Below are 14526 nucleotides of genomic sequence, written 5' to 3'. Positions count from 1 at the left end.
TCGACCGGGCACATGACCGAGGAGTCCCCGCATGACCGTCCGTCGCCTCGTCCTCCTGCTGGCCCTGCCCGTGCTGGCCCTGGCCGGCTGCGCGACCGAGCAGGCCGCCGACGATCCCGCGGCCGCGCCGAGCCCCGTGCCGACCGTCCAGAGTGCGCCACCGGAGGTCGCGGGGATGTGCGCCGAGGGCGAGCCCGACTGCGAGGACATGGTCACGGTGCCACCGAGCGCGCTGCCCGACGGTGGCGGGTTCGCCGACACCTGCCTGGAAGGTGCGACCGAGTGTGCCGACATCCCGTCGGCCGACCCGGCCGCGCCGCCGGCCGACGTCGAGCCGCAGGTCGTCGAGCCCCGCGAGGGCCTGGTCGACGTCACGGGCGTGCCATGGGTCGAGGTCCAGCCCAACGACGACCAGACCGCCTTGACCGTCACGTGGTGGGGCGGCAACCAGGACTGCTACGGCCTGGACCACGTCGAGGTGGACGAGACCGACGAGGCGGTCACGCTGACCGTCCTCACCGGGCGCGAGCCCGACGTCGACATCTGCACCGAGGAGGCGGTCTACCTCGCCACCACCGTCGAGTTGTCCGGCGAGCTCGGCCCACGCTCGATCCTCGACGGCACCGTCGCCGACTCCTGACCCGGGACGGGCGTGGCCGTTCGGGGGACGACGGCGGGGGGCCGAGGCGCGGCCGGCACCTAGGCTGGAGGCAACGTCTTCGTTGAGCCAAGGAGCTCCCATGTCCGCCCCCGTCCGTGTCGCCGTGACCGGTGCCGCCGGCCAGATCGGGTACGCCCTGCTGTTCCGGATCGCCTCGGGGCAGATGTTCGGCCCCGACCAGCCCGTCGCCCTCAACCTGATCGAGATCGAGCCCGCGCTGGGCGCCCTGGAGGGTGTGGCGATGGAACTCGACGACTGTGCCTTCCCCCTGTTGACCGACATGGTGCGCACGGCGGACGCCGACGAGGGCTTCACCGACGTCAACATGGCGTGCCTGGTGGGCGCGAAGCCCCGCGGACCGGGCATGGAGCGCGCCGACCTGCTGGCCGACAACGGCAGGATCTTCACGGGACAGGGCGCCGCGATCGCCGCCAACGCGGCCGACGACGTCAAGGTCGCCGTGGTGGGCAACCCGGCCAACACCAACGCGCTGATCGCCTCGGCCAACGCCGAGGGCGTGCCCTTGGAGCGCTTCACGGCGATGGTGCGACTTGACCAGAACCGCGCCGCGACCCAGCTCGCCCAGAAGGCCGGCGTCCCGGTCCAGGAGGTCACCAACCTCGCGATCTGGGGCAACCACTCGCCCACGATGGTCCCCGACTACGAGAACGCCCTGATCGGCGGCACGCCGGCGCCCGAGGTCATCGGCGACGACGCGTGGTTCACCGACGAGTTCATCCCGACCGTGCAGCAGCGCGGCAAGGCGATCATCGACGCCCGCGGTGCCTCCTCGGCCGCGTCGGCCGCCAACGCCCTGGTCGACCACGTCGCCAACTGGGCCGGTGGCGAGGCGACCGCCGACGGCGACTGGGTGTCGATGGCGGTGCCGTCCGACGGCTCGTACGGCGTGCCGGAGGGGATCATCTCGGGCTTCCCGGTCCGGACCGACGGCGCCGGGACCTACGAGATCGTCCAGGGCATCGAGTTGAGCGACGCCGCCCAGCAGCGCCTGGACGCCACGGTCGCCGAACTGCAGGAGGAGCGCGAGGCCGTCGCCGACATGCTCTGACCGGCTGCTCGACGGCCCCGATCACCCCGATTCGACCGAGGATCCTCGATGCCCCGCTCCGTCGCCACCACCGACCGGCCGAGTCACGACGAACTGCTGGAGTTCCTCGCCGATCGTCACCACGCGATCGTGATCACGGCCCGCCAGTCCGACGGTCGGCCGCAGGCGTCCCCGGTCACGGCCGGGGTCGACACCGACGGCCGGATCGTCGTCGCGACCTATCCACAGCGGGCGAAGACCGCCAACGCCCGTGCGAACCCCGAGGTCTCGGTCGTGTTCCTGTCCGACGACTTCGGCGACGCCTGGGTGCAGGTGGACGGCACGGCGGAGGTCCTGGACACGCCCGATGAGGACGCGGTCGAGGGACTGGTGGAGTACTTCCGGTGCATCGCCGGCGAGCACGACGACTGGGACGAGTACCGCGAGGCGATGGTCCGGCAGGGCAAGTCCCTGCTGCGGATCATGCCTGATCGCTGGGGCCCGATCGCGACCGGCGGCTTCCCCCCGGAGGTCGCCGAGCGACTGGACGCCCAGGAGTGACCTCGCACCACCGGCGGTGCGGCGACCGTTCGCCCGCCCCGCCACGGGCACGGTCCCACGGCTGGTCGGTGTAAGGGTTGTGATCGACTGAGTCCATACGTATCCTTGCGGCGACGCAAGGGCTGACATGGACTTCGATCGTTACGCGAACGCGGCGGGCGAGCAGGCGGCCGACCTGGTCAACCTGCTCGTCACGGACGCGGATGCCGGCGCGGCCGACGAGTCCGACGTGCAGCGACTCCTGGCCGAGCACGACCTCGCCCTGGAGGTCCCGGACGGCTCGGTCGACGAGTTCCGCGCCCTGGCCACCGACCTCCACCCGGTGTTCGGCACCCCGGACCTCGACACGGCGATCGCGCTCCTCAACGACCTGCTGGCCGGCACGCCCATGGCACCCCGGATCTCCACCCACGGCGACCGTGGACCGCACCTGCACGTGGAACCCGATCGTGCCTCGACGGTGGTGCGCCTGCGGGCGAACTGCCTGATGGGGCTGGCGGCAGTGCTGTGCGACGGGGGCCGGCTGCGGCTGGGGACCTGCGACGCCCACGACTGTGACCGCGTGTTCGTGGACACGTCGCGCAACGCACGTCGACGCTTCTGCACCACCACCTGCTCGACCCGCCACCACGTGGCCGCCCACCGGGCCCGGCAGGATGCCTGAGCACCCCGACCCGGGGACATCGGAGCGTCCCGCCGCGGACGGGCCCCCGACCGCGCTGCCCACGACCTCGCGGCAACGTCGTCGACGCCTGCTGCAGCTGGCGATCCCGGCCACGCTGACCCTGCTGGCCGAGCCGATCCTGGGCGTGGTCGACACCGCCATCGCCGGGCGGATCGGCACGGTCGAGCTGGGCGCGCTGGGACTGGCCACCTCGCTGCTGGCCGCGGTCACGTGGGTGTTCAACTTCCTGGTGTTCGGGACCACCTCCACCGTCGCCCGGGCACTCGGACGGGGCGACCGCGAGGCCGCCGGGCGTCGCGTGGCCCACGCCGCCGTGGTGGCCCTGGCCCTGGGCCTGCTCGCGGGGGTGGTCGCGTTCGTGTTCGCCACGCCCCTGGTGCGGTTCGCCGGGGCCGTCGAGGAGCTGGTCGAGCCGACGGCGGCCTACCTGCGGGTCCGTGCGATCGGCATCCCGTTCATGCTGCTGGGATTCGTCGGCCACGGCGCGTTCCGCGGGGCCGGTGACACGCGCCGTCCACTGCTGGTGGTGCTGGTCGCCAACCTCGTCAACCTCGCCCTGAACGTCGTCCTGGTGTTCGGGCTGGGGTGGGACCTGGTCGGGATCGCCAGTGCGACCGTCGTGGCCGAGGTCATCACCGCGGCCTGGCTGGCCGTGATGGCGACGCGACGGCTGGGGCTGGACCTGCTGGGCCACGGGCTGCCCGACCGGGCCCAGGTGGCGGCCCTCGCGGTGGTGTCCCGTGACCTGTTCCTGCGCACCGCCGGACTGGTCGGCGGCATCGCGGTGATCACCGCCGCGGCAGCCCGGGCCGGTGCGGACGTCGCCGCCGCCCACCAGGTGATCTGGCAGGTCTACCTCCTCCTGTCCTTCCTGCTCGACGGACTCGCGGTCGCGTCCCAGACCATGCTGTCGACCGCGCTGGGCGCCCGGGAGCCCCGGTTGGTCCGGGCGACCGTGACCGATGCCCTGCGCTGGGCCGTGGGCGTCGGGGTCGTGCTGGGGGTCGTCCTCCTGGTCGGGCAGCCCTGGTTCGTCGCGGTGTTCACCGGCGACCAGGCGGTCGTGGCGCTGGTCGCCACGGCGTGGTGGTTGCCGGCCGTCGCGATGCCGTTGCACAGCCTGGTGTTCGTCCTGGACGGCCTGTTGATGGGCGCCGAGGACTATCGATTCATCCGTTCGTGGACCGTCGCCGGTGCCGTCCTGGGGGCGATCATGGCACAGGTCGGGGTCAGCCTGGGTGCCGGACTGCTGTGGCTGTGGATCTCCTACGAGGTCGTGATGCTGCTGCGGGGCCTGCCCCTGTTGGTCCGGGCCCGCTCCGACGCCTGGCTTCCGAGCGATCTGCGGATCGCCCCGGCCGGGACCGGACTGCCCGAGCCCGGCTGACCCCGGCTGGGTCACCCCGGCCAGTGGCCGCGCTCGGCCAGGACGTCCCGGAGCACGTCGGCCCGGTCCGACACGATCCCGTCGACGCCCCAGTCGAGCAGCCGTTCCATGTCCGCGCGGTCGTTGACGGTCCACACGTGCACGGCCACGCCGGCGTCGTGGGCGGCCTCGACCGTGGCGGGGGTGACGACGCGCACGCGGCCGGCCCGTTCCGGCACCTGGAGCAGGTCGACGTCGGTGAGTGCGCGACGCACCAGCCGCGATCCCGGCAGGAGGTGGCCGAGCAGGAACGCCCGGACCGTGGCGGTGCCCGCGGAGGAGGCCACGCGCGCCGAGAGGCCGTCCAGCACCGCCCGACGCCGCCGATCGTCGAACGAGGCGATGCACACGCGGTCGTGCACCCCGAGCCGGTCGATCACCTCGACCGTCGGGCCCACGGCGTGGTCGGCCTTCACGTCGATGTTGAGGTGGAGGTCGGGCCAGGTGTGCAGCACCTCCTCGAGCGTCGGGATCGGCTCGCGACCACCGATCCGGGCCGCGGCCACGTCGGCGTGGGGCAGGTCGGCGATCCGGCCCTCCCGGTCGGTGACCCGGTCCAGGGTGTCGTCGTGGAAGGCCATCAGCACGCCGTCGGCGGTCGCATGGACGTCGGTCTCGACGTGTGTGAAGCCCAGCTCGACCGCCGCGGCGAAGGCCGCCATCGAGTTCTCGAGGCCCTCGGTGGTGAAGCCCCGGTGGGCCAGCCCGATCGCGCGGCCGGTCGGTGCCCAGCCGGGCGCCGTCACGAGGCGGTCCGCGGCAGGCGTCGCCCCGGGTGACGGTCGAGTGCCGGTCGGTCGGCCACGATCCTCCTCTTCGGGTCCTCCACCGAGTGTGGCCGAAGCCGGGGCCCTGCGTCGTCGTCCCCAGCCACGTCGATCGGTGGGTCGGTGCCCGCGGGGTGGGGATAGCGTGAACGCTCCCCTCGCCGGAAGGTGACCGTGGCCACCTCGCTGATCGACGACCGACGCCTGCGACGGCTCAACGACCACGAGCCGCGCGACGGCGACCACGTGCTGTACTGGATGCAGGCCGCCGCCCGGACCCGGTCCAACCACGCCCTGGAGTACGCGGTCCAGCGGGCCAACGACCTCGACCTCCCGCTGCTCGTGGTGTTCGGGCTGTGGGACGACTATCCCTCGGCCACCGCCCGGTCGTTCACCTTCCTGGCCGAGGGCCTGGCCGACGTGGCCACCAACCTCGCCCGTCGCGATATCGGCTTCGCGGTGCGCCACGGCGAGCCGCTGGAGGTCGCCCTGGACGCCGCGTCGGCGGCCGCCAGCGTGGTCGTGGACCGGGGCTACCTGGTCGAGGCGCGTCGGTGGCGCACCCGCCTGGGCCGGCACCTCGACGTCGAGGCCGTCGAGGTCGACACGAACCTGGTCGTCCCGGTCGACGTCGTGACCGACAAGCGCCAGTACGCGGCCCGCACCATCCGACCCCGGATCCACGAGCACCTCGACGACTTCACCGTCGAGCTGCTCACCACGTCGGTCGACCACGCCTGGGAGGGCAGCACCGACACGATCGACGTCGGTGATCCGGCCCGCGTCGTCGCGGACCTGGACTGTGACACCGACGTCGGACCGGTCGACCGGCTCCACGGCGGCGAGGAGCAGGCGGCGGCCGTGCTGCGCCGGTTCGTGGAGGAGCGGCTCGACGGGTACTCCGACGGGCGCAACCAGCCGGCCGACATGCAGGTGTCGTACCTCTCGCCCTACCTGCACTTCGGGCACCTGTCGCCGCTGGATGCCGTCCTGGCCGCCCGCGGGGCCGACGCCCCGACCGCCGACGTCGACGACTTCGTCGAGGAGCTGGTGGTCCGCCGCGAGCTGTCGCACAACTACTGCTGGTTCACCGACGACCACGACTCGTTCTCGGCCCTGCCGGACTGGGCGCGCACCACCCTGGCCGAGCACCGGGACGACGACCGCGAGGTGACCTACACGCGGGGCGAGCTGGTCGACGCCGCGACCCACGACCGGGCCTGGAACGCCGCGCAGGTCGAGTTGCGCGAGACGGGCTACATGCACAACTACATGCGGATGTACTGGGGCAAGCAGATCCTGCGGTGGACCAACACGCCGGAGTACGGCTTCCGGGTGACGCGCGAGATCAACGACCGCTTCCTGCTGGACGGGCGCGACCCCAACTCCGCGGTCGGGGTGGCATGGTGCTACGGGCTGCACGACCGCGCCTGGCAGGAACGCCCGGTCTTCGGCAAGGTCCGCACGATGACCCGGTCGGGCCTGGAGCGCAAGTTCGACGTCGACGCCTACGTCGCCCTGGTTGAGGAGCTGTCCGGCGTGGAGATCGCCGGCGAGTAGGGACTGCGGACGGCCGATCAACTCTCAGGGAGTCCTCAGGCCGTTCACAGGGACGCGGGCCACCGTCACGTGCACCGACCCACCGAGCAGGAGACCGCTGACGTGAGACACCCCCGGACCACCGTCGCCCTCGCGACCGCCGGCGCCCTGGGCCTGGCCGTCGTGCCCGTCATCGCCCAGGAGATCGCCGACCCGCCAGCCGCCGCGACGGCCACCGAGTCCGAGCAGGCCGAACCCGGTGTGGCGCCGTCGGCCGAGCCGTCGGACCGGGACGCCTCCGAGGAGTCGGTCGCACCGGGTCGGCACCGCGGACCCGGTCACTTCGGCCCGATGGTCGACCAGTTGTCGGACGACTTCGCCGAGGAGCTGGCCGACGAGCTCGGGCTCGAGGCCGACGAGGTGGCCGATGCCATCGACCGCATCCGTGAGCGCTGGACCGAGGACTTCGCCGCCACGCTCGAGGAGCACAAGGCCGAGATCGCCGAGCGAATGGGCGACCGGCTCGACCAGGCGGTCGAGGAGGAGGCGCTCACCCAGGAGCAGGCCGACGCCCTGGCCGACCTCTTCGCCGGTGGGCAACGGCCCGGGCCGGGCATGCTCGACGAGTTGACCGACGAGCAGCGCGAGGCGCTCGACGCCCTGCGCGAGTGGGCCGGCGAGGCGCTCGGCGAGCGTGGCTGGGGCCTCGGCCCCGGCGGCCACGGCCCGGGCGATCACGCCCCCGGTGACTGGCGCGGTGGGTCCGACGACGGCGACGCCCCCCGGGACGACTCCTCCGACCAGGACACGCCCAGCGACGTGCCGACGGTCGAGGAATCGATGCTGCAGACCACCTGACCCACAGGTTCGGGAGTCACCGGGGGGCGACTCCCGTCACCGGTGGTCGGCCGAGCCGTCCCGACGGGTCCGACCCGTCGACGACGTGCCGCCGGCCACCGAGACACCCACGGTGCCCGACCCTCGGGGGGTCGGGCACCGTCGGGTGCTCAGGCCGGGTCGACGTCCGGCTCGCGCTCGTCCTCGTCGAAGTAGTCCAGCCGGTCGACCGGCATCAGCACGGCCGAGAGCAGGTTCGTGCTGTGGGCCACCACCCGCTTGAGATAGCGGTGCAGCAGCGCCCGGGGCACCTCGACGTGGCCGGGGCGGTCCGACGCCGCCGCAGCCTCGACGGCGCGGTTGCACACCGCCAGCAACTCCTCACACCGGGCCAGGACGGTCCGGGCCCCCGCGGCGTCGCGCGCGGCGAAGGCCTCGGCGGCGTCGGGTACCACGGCCGCCGCGGCGTCGTAGACCCCGAGCAGGTCGGCGCGGTCCTCCACCCGGGAGAAGTCCACCCCCATGCGGGCCAGGTCCATGAGGTTCTTGGCGTAGTCACCGATCCGCTCGACGTCCTTCACGATGCTCATGTAGGTCAGCAGTGCAGGCGAGTCCGCGGCCCCGGCGACGGCGATGTGGACGACCAGCGCCCGTCGCACCTCCTGCTCGCCGGCGTTGACCCGCTGGTCGGTCTCCTTGAGGCGGGGACGGACCTCGCCGACCGAGGCGCCCTCGAACAGGGCAGCCCGCGCCAGCCCCAGCGAGGTGGCGTCGTCGGCCAGCATCGCCGACAGCTGGGCTTCCACCGTGTCGAGGCCGTCGGCATCGCCTCGCGATCCGAAGAGGTGCATGGGAGTGCCTTTCTCGCTCAGCGTCGGCCGGGCCGGTCGGGGGTCACAGCAGCACCAGCCCGAGGGTCGGAAGCACGACGAACAGTCCGATGATGTAGGCCACGATCATGCTGCGGTGGTCCACGGCTTCCTTCGCCAACCACTCGGCCGTGCCCAGTGGCAGCCGGCGAACGCGCTCGACGGGATAGATCAGCAGGATGCCCGCGATGTTGAACAGGGTGTGGACCAGGGCGATCACGAGCCCGGCCTCCTGGTCGACCGCCAACGAGGCCAGCAGGGCGGTCACGGTGGTGCCGACGTTGGCCCCGAGCGTGATCGGGAAGGCGTTGGCCAGGGTCAGGACCCCGGCGCCCAGCAGCGGGACCAGGATCGAGGTGGTGATCGAGCTGGACTGCACCAGCACCGTCACGACGAGGCCGACCACGATGCCCATGATCCCGCCGCCCCGGCCGATCAACCGGTTCATCGCCGACTCGACCCGGGCCGCGACCAGTTGGCGCATGTTGCGGGTGATGAACGTCAGGCAGACGAACACGATCGACAGCGCGAGCACCACCAGCACGATCGCGAGCGGGATGCCGGACAGCACCCGGGACAGCAGGTCGGTCAGCGCGTCGGCCGGTGCGCCGACGGCCTGCTTGACGGGGCTGGACGTGCTCCCGCCCTGCACGCCCATCCCGACCAGGACGTCGGCCAGCGAGGTCGCCGCGCGGGACAGGATCCCGGTGGCGAGCTCGAGTGGCAGCAGCAGTGCCACGGCCATCACGTTGAAGACGTCGTGCACGGTCGCGCCGGCGAACGCACGGCGGAACTCGTCGACCCGCCGGACGTGGCCGAGCGACGCCAGGGTGTTGGTGACCGTGGTGCCGATGTTGGCCCCCATGACCATGGGGACGGCGGCCTCGACCGACAGCGTCCCGGACCCGACCAGCCCGACGATCGTGGCCGTGGACACCGAGGAGGACTGCACCAGCACGGTGGTCAGGATCCCGGCGCACAGTCCGGCGATCGGGTTGCTGACCGACTCGATCAGGCCGTCCTGGAAGCCGGACCCGAACGTCTCGATGCCCGACTCCAGCAGGGACACCCCCACCAGGAAGCCGTACAGGAGGAACCCGACCAGGACACCGCGCAGCCACGTCGGCAGTCCGGGATCGGCCGATCGCATGGCGGGCGGGACGCTGGTCCTGTCGTGCACGTTCACCCGTCGTCAACCGGCCGGCAATGTGCCGGCAACGCTACCGCGACCCGATTCGCCACAGGCGCCGGAACCTCAGACCCTTCGTCCCGAGGACCGCCGTGGTGGGCCCGCGTTGCACCGACGTGCGTCTCAGGAGCCCTGCTCGACCACCGGACTGCCCGCCAGGCCCGACGCGGTCGCCCGGTGGCCGGTTGGTCGCGATGCTGCGCGCGTGGTTGAATGCCAGCCCACCCCCGAGCAAGGTCGTCGTCCATGACTCGTGTCTTCTCCGGTATGCAGCCGACCGGCGGTCTGCACCTCGGCAACCACCTCGGGGCACTGGTGAACTGGGTCCGGATGCAGGACACCGCCGACGTCACGTACTGCGTCGTCGACCTGCACGCGATCACGATGGGCCACGACCCGGCCATCCTCGCCGACCGGACCCTGGGGCTCGCCATGGAGTTCGTGGCCGCCGGGGTGGACCCGGACCGGTCCACGCTGTTCGTCCAGTCGCACCTCGGTGACGTCCATGCCGAGATGACCTGGCTGTTCTCGTCCGTGACCGGGGTCGGCGAGCTCCAGAAGATGCCCCAGTACCGGGAGAAGTCGGAGCGGGTCACCGGCAAGCACGCGCAGGTCACCGCGGGGCTGCTGACCTATCCCGTGCTCCAGACGTCCGACATCCTGCTCTACGACGCCGACGAGGTCCCGGTCGGCGAGGACCAGCGTCACCACATCGAGATCGCCCGCGACATCGGGGGGCGGTTCAACCATCGCTACGGCGACGTGTTCGTGCTGCCCCGAGCGATCTTCCCCGAAGCCGCGGCGCGGGTGATGGACCTGCAGGACCCGACCGCGAAGATGTCGGCCTCGGCCGACTCCGACAAGGGCCGGATCAACCTCCAGGACGACCCGGACCGGATCCTGAAGAAGGTCCGGTCCGCACAGACGGACTCGGGCCGCGACGTCGCCTACGACCGCGCCGACAAGGCCGGCATCTCCAACCTGCTCGAGGTCATGTCGGCCGCGACCGGTCGGTCGATCGACGACCTCGTCGAGGAGTACGCCGACGCCGGCTACGGCACCTTCAAGGGCGCGGTCGCCGAGGCCGTCGTCGAACTGCTGCGTCCGATGCAGGAGCGCCACGCCGAGCTGGCCGCGGACCCGGGCGAGATGCAGCGCATCCTGGCCGACGGGGCCGCCAAGGCCCGCGAGGTCAGTGCGCCACGCCTGGCGGCCGCCAAGGACGCGATGGGCTTCCTCCCCGCCTGAGCTCCCTCCCCCTTGGGCCGGCCGCACGCTCGGCCGTGCCCGAGCAGGTCGATTGTCGGATGCTGCACTCCTGGCGGGGCGGAACTCCCCAACCGACGTCCAGACGACGGACGTGCCCAGGTCGGTTGTCGGATTCTGCACTGCTGGCGGGGCGCAACTCCCCAACCGACGCTTGACACGGTGGGGTGTGGCCGTAGAATTCAACCACGGATGAATTCAACGCCGGGTGAAATGAGGACCCGGGAGTGGGGTGCGCATGTGGGCGATGGTCCTCAAGGAGATGCGACAGGTTCGTCGGGACCGGCGCACGCTGGCGATGATGGTCGTGCTCCCCGTCCTGCTGCTGGTGGTGTTCGGCTACGCGGCCCGGTTCGACGTGGCCGAGATCCGGGTGGTCCCGGTCGGCGACCAGGTGGCGAGTGCCGCCCAGCAGCTGCCCGAGCCGTTCACCGTGCTGGCAGCGACCGACGACGACCCGGTCGACGTCCTGCGACGTGGGGACGCCGACGTGGCGATCGCGCTCGAGGGCGGCACGCCCACCGCCCACGTGGACGGCTCCGAGCTGTTCACGGCCCAGGCCTCCCAGCAGGCGTTCGCGGGCATCGCCGCCGCCGGCGGTCCGTCGATCGACGTGGTCGTGGAGTTCAACCCGGACCTGGAGACCTCGGCCGTGCTGGTGCCGGGGTTGGGCGGGCTGATCCTGGTCTTCGTCGGGTCGCTCATCACCTCCCTGGGCGTCGTGCGCGAGCGCCAGGCCGGCACGCTCGAGCAGCTCGCGGTGATGCCGCTTCGCGCCTCCGACGTGTTCGTCGGCAAGGTCGCGCCCTACTTCGTGGTGGCGAGCGTCGACCTGGTGGTCGTGCTGGGGGTGGGCAGCTGGCTGTTCGGCGTGCCGTTCAACGGCAACCCGGCGTGGCTGGCGATCGGGTCGCTGCTGTTCCTGTTCACGGCGCTGGGGATCGGCGTGCTCATCTCCACGGTGTCGGACAACCAGGGCCAGGCCATCCAGCTGGCCTTGATGACCGTGCTGCCGCAGGTGTTGCTGTCGGGGCTGATCTTCCCGCTGAGCTCGATGGCGGCCGGGGTGCGATGGATCGGCTACCTCCTGCCCCTGACCTGGTTCAACGTCCTCGCACGTGGCGTCATGCTCAAGGACGCCCCGCTGTCCGCGCTGGCGTTGCCGCTGGGCGTGCTGGCCCTGATGGCCGTGGTCGTGTCGACGCTGGCCGTGTGGCGCTTCAACACCGAGCTGCGACCTGCCGGGCCGGGGGACACCGACCTCGACCCTGCCCGCCGACAGGACGTGCCGGCGGAGGTGACGTCGTGAGCTGGGGCCTGGACGGCGTCCAGGTCCGCTTCGGGGACACGATCGCCCTCGACGGGGTCGACTGCACGGTCGCTCCCGGACGCGTCGAGGCGGTGATCGGTCCCGACGGTGCCGGCAAGTCCACGCTGGCCCGGGTCCTCGTGGGCCTGGTCCCGGTCGACGGCGGCAGGGTGCGGCGGCCCGGCCGCGCCCGACTGGGCTACCAGCCCGAGTCCGCCGGGACGTGGCGTGACCTGACCGTGGCCGAGAACCTGGCCTTCGTCGCGGCCAGCCGTGGGCGTGGCGCCGACCTCGACGGTCGCACGCGAGAGCTGGTGGCCGTCACGGACCTCGCCGAGGTCACGGACCGCCTGGCCGGCGACCTGTCGGGTGGGATGCGCCAGAAGCTCGCCGTGGCGATGGCGATGCTGCCGCGCCCGGACCTGCTCGTGCTGGACGAGCCGACCACCGGGCTCGACCCGATCAGCCGTGCCGACGTGTGGCGCCTGCTGGCCCGTGCCGCCGGGGAGGGCGCGGCCATCGTGGTCACGACCGCCTACCTCGACGAGGCCCAGCGCGCGGACCACGTGGTGGTGCTGGACCACGGCCGGGTGCTGGTCACCGGCACGGCCCGCGAGATCACCTCGTCGTTCCCGGGCCGCCTGGTGTCCACCGACCGGCGCGACCCACGCCGGCCGTCGTGGCGTCGTGGGCGGGGCTGGCGTACCTGGGACCGGGACACCTCGACCGGGGCGCGACCCGAGCACGAACTGGAGCCGGACCTGGACGACGTGGTGATGGCGGCGGCGATCGCCCGCCGGGAGGCAGGATCGTGACGGCGCTGGCGCGAGTGGTGGGCCTGCGACGGGACTTCGGGGACACCCGGGCCGTCGACGGTGTGGACCTGGACGTGGCGTCCGGCGAGGTGGTCGGGCTGCTCGGGGCCAACGGGGCCGGCAAGACCACCCTGATCCGGATGCTGCTCGGCCTGCTCCCGCCGACCGCGGGACACGTCGAGCTGCTCGGGGGCCCGCCGTCACCCGCCGCGCGCCGCCACCTGGGCTACGTGCCCCAGGGGCTCGGGCTGTACGCGGACCTGACGGTCCAGGAGAACCTCGCGTTCCAGGCGGCCGCCTTCGGGGTCGCGCCGGCGCGGCTGGACGACGACCTGTGCGCCGCGGTCGACACCGTGGTGGGGGACCTGTCGCTCGGCGTGCGCCGCCGGGTCGCGTTCGCGGCCGCACTGGGCCACGCGCCACGCCTGCTCGTGCTGGACGAGCCGACCTCCGGGGTGGGACCGCTCGGACGGTCCGAGTTGTGGGACACCATCCACGACACGGTCGACGACGGTGCGGGCGTGCTGGTCACCACCCACTACATGGACGAGGCGGAGCAGTGCGATCGCCTGGTGGTGCTGTCGCGTGGTCGCGTGGTGGCCGCCGGCACCGTCGCGGAGGTGGTCGGGGACGACATGGTGGTCGAGGTCGTGGCCGACGACGTCGCGGCGGCACTGGCCCGACTGGAGGGGGCCGGGCTGGTGGCGCTGCCCGCCGGTCGTCGCGTGCGCGTGATCGCGACGTCGCCGACGTCGGTGCGTGCGGTGCTGGGGCCCGACGCCACCCTCGAGGAGGTCCCGGCCACCCTCGAGGAGGCGTTCATCGCCGCCGTGGGCCACGACCGGGCGGCAGCCTGATGGCGCGGGCCGGTCGCCGACCCGGGGACAACGACACGCGGGGAGAGGTGCTCGCGGCGGCCCGGGCCACGTTCGCCGAGCGTGGCTACCACGGGGCGACGATCCGGGCGATCGCGGCCACGGCCGACGTGGACCCGGCACTGGTGCACCACTACTTCGGGACCAAGGAGGACCTGTTCGCGGCCGCGGTCCGGTTGCCGATGCCCCCGGCCGCGTTCGCCGAGCGGATCATCGGGCCCGGTGTCGACGGCGCGGGCGAGCGCCTGGCCGCCGCGTTCTTCGAGGTCTGGGAGGACCCGACGACCCGCGACGGCTTGCTGACCATGCTCCGGGGCGCCTTCGCCACCGACCGGGGGGCTGCCGTGCTGCGCGACTTCTTCGGCACGGTCATGGTCCGGCGGCTGGCCGGCGAACTCGACGGTGAGGGCGCGGAGCTGCGGATGACGTTGGCCGCGTCGCACCTGATCGGCATCGCCGTCCTGCGCTACGTCGTCCGCTTCCCCGACCTCGAGGCCGCCTCGGTCGACGACCTCGTGGCGCTGGTCGGGCCCCGCCTGCAGGCATACCTCGGGTGAGGCCCGGGTGGCCAGGCAACGGCGGTCGGGACACGTCGCTCCCAGCGACGCGACGCGGGGAATGAACGGCCGGCCCCCAGCGGTTGTGACGAGGGAGCCGCGCCGACCGCACAGGAGCCGTC

At 72.5% G+C, this 14526-nt stretch carries 15 protein-coding genes; 12 read left to right on the top strand and 3 right to left on the bottom strand.

Annotated elements, in window-relative coordinates; all coding sequences use genetic code 11:
* The first annotated feature begins 31 nt into the window (after positions 1-31).
* The 5 genes from KR546_RS05240 (at position 32) to KR546_RS05220 (ending at position 4342) form a co-directional block, all read left to right on the top strand.
* Positions 32-640, top strand: a complete 609-nt coding sequence (locus tag KR546_RS05240) for a hypothetical protein (RefSeq protein ID WP_238443653.1) — start codon at positions 32-34, stop codon at positions 638-640.
* Between the two features lie 100 nt (positions 641-740).
* Positions 741-1730, top strand: a complete 990-nt coding sequence (locus tag KR546_RS05235) for a malate dehydrogenase (protein WP_238443652.1) — start codon at positions 741-743, stop codon at positions 1728-1730.
* Between the two features lie 48 nt (positions 1731-1778).
* Entirely contained in the window at positions 1779-2270 is a 492-nt protein-coding gene (locus KR546_RS05230; RefSeq protein WP_238443651.1) for a PPOX class F420-dependent oxidoreductase, read from the top strand.
* Between the two features lie 127 nt (positions 2271-2397).
* Complete coding sequence (locus KR546_RS05225) at positions 2398-2934, top strand: CGNR zinc finger domain-containing protein (RefSeq protein WP_238443650.1); 537 nt, start codon at positions 2398-2400, stop codon at positions 2932-2934.
* A complete protein-coding gene (locus tag KR546_RS05220) occupies positions 2927-4342 on the top strand; it encodes an MATE family efflux transporter (protein WP_238443649.1) in 1416 nt (471 codons plus the stop codon). Before KR546_RS05225 ends, KR546_RS05220 begins: the two co-directional genes overlap by 8 nt.
* An 11-nt stretch (positions 4343-4353) precedes the next feature.
* Here KR546_RS05220 and KR546_RS05215 read toward each other — a convergent pair whose 3' ends face one another.
* Positions 4354-5127 carry a glycerophosphodiester phosphodiesterase family protein gene (locus tag KR546_RS05215; RefSeq protein WP_238443648.1) on the bottom strand — a complete coding sequence of 258 codons (774 nt, stop codon included), beginning with the start codon at positions 5125-5127 and terminating at the stop codon, positions 4354-4356.
* A 195-nt stretch (positions 5128-5322) separates the two neighbouring features.
* Here KR546_RS05215 and KR546_RS05210 point away from each other — a divergent pair, with 195 nt between their 5' ends.
* Positions 5323-6708 (top strand): deoxyribodipyrimidine photo-lyase, encoded by a 1386-nt coding sequence (locus KR546_RS05210; protein WP_238443647.1) that lies wholly within the window; start codon positions 5323-5325, stop codon positions 6706-6708.
* Between the two features lie 102 nt (positions 6709-6810).
* Positions 6811-7545: a hypothetical protein gene (locus KR546_RS05205; protein ID WP_238443646.1), complete on the top strand. Its 735-nt coding sequence runs from the start codon at positions 6811-6813 to the stop codon at positions 7543-7545.
* 149 nt (positions 7546-7694) lie between these two features.
* Here KR546_RS05205 and KR546_RS05200 read toward each other — a convergent pair whose 3' ends face one another.
* Positions 7695-8375: a PhoU domain-containing protein gene (locus tag KR546_RS05200; protein ID WP_238443645.1), complete on the bottom strand. Its 681-nt coding sequence runs from the start codon at positions 8373-8375 to the stop codon at positions 7695-7697.
* 43 nt (positions 8376-8418) lie between these two features.
* Complete coding sequence (locus tag KR546_RS05195; RefSeq protein WP_238443644.1) at positions 8419-9573, bottom strand: Na/Pi symporter; 1155 nt, start codon at positions 9571-9573, stop codon at positions 8419-8421.
* Positions 9574-9828: 255 nt separating this feature from the next.
* On the opposite strand from KR546_RS05195, the gene trpS reads away from it, so the two are divergent.
* The 5 genes from trpS (at position 9829) to KR546_RS05170 (ending at position 14404) form a co-directional block, all read left to right on the top strand.
* Complete coding sequence (gene trpS / locus KR546_RS05190; protein ID WP_238443643.1) at positions 9829-10830, top strand: tryptophan--tRNA ligase; 1002 nt, start codon at positions 9829-9831, stop codon at positions 10828-10830.
* Positions 10831-11086: 256 nt separating this feature from the next.
* Positions 11087-12157: an ABC transporter permease gene (locus KR546_RS05185; protein WP_238443642.1), complete on the top strand. Its 1071-nt coding sequence runs from the start codon at positions 11087-11089 to the stop codon at positions 12155-12157.
* Positions 12154-12972 carry an ABC transporter ATP-binding protein gene (locus KR546_RS05180; protein WP_238443641.1) on the top strand — a complete coding sequence of 273 codons (819 nt, stop codon included), beginning with the start codon at positions 12154-12156 and terminating at the stop codon, positions 12970-12972. Before KR546_RS05185 ends, KR546_RS05180 begins: the two co-directional genes overlap by 4 nt.
* Positions 12969-13829 (top strand): ABC transporter ATP-binding protein, encoded by an 861-nt coding sequence (locus KR546_RS05175; RefSeq protein WP_238443640.1) that lies wholly within the window; start codon positions 12969-12971, stop codon positions 13827-13829. The genes KR546_RS05180 and KR546_RS05175 overlap by 4 nt, the downstream gene beginning before the upstream one ends.
* Positions 13829-14404, top strand: coding sequence for a TetR/AcrR family transcriptional regulator (locus tag KR546_RS05170; RefSeq protein WP_238443639.1), 576 nt, complete (start codon positions 13829-13831; stop codon positions 14402-14404). Before KR546_RS05175 ends, KR546_RS05170 begins: the two co-directional genes overlap by 1 nt.
* Positions 14405-14526: the final 122 nt, after the last annotated feature.

The sequence above is a fragment of the Salsipaludibacter albus genome, from assembly GCF_019798055.1.
GTDB lineage: Bacteria > Actinomycetota > Nitriliruptoria > Nitriliruptorales > Nitriliruptoraceae > Salsipaludibacter > Salsipaludibacter albus.
Note: the sequence above shows the minus strand (reverse complement) of the source record. Positions and strands in the feature narration are given on the sequence as shown.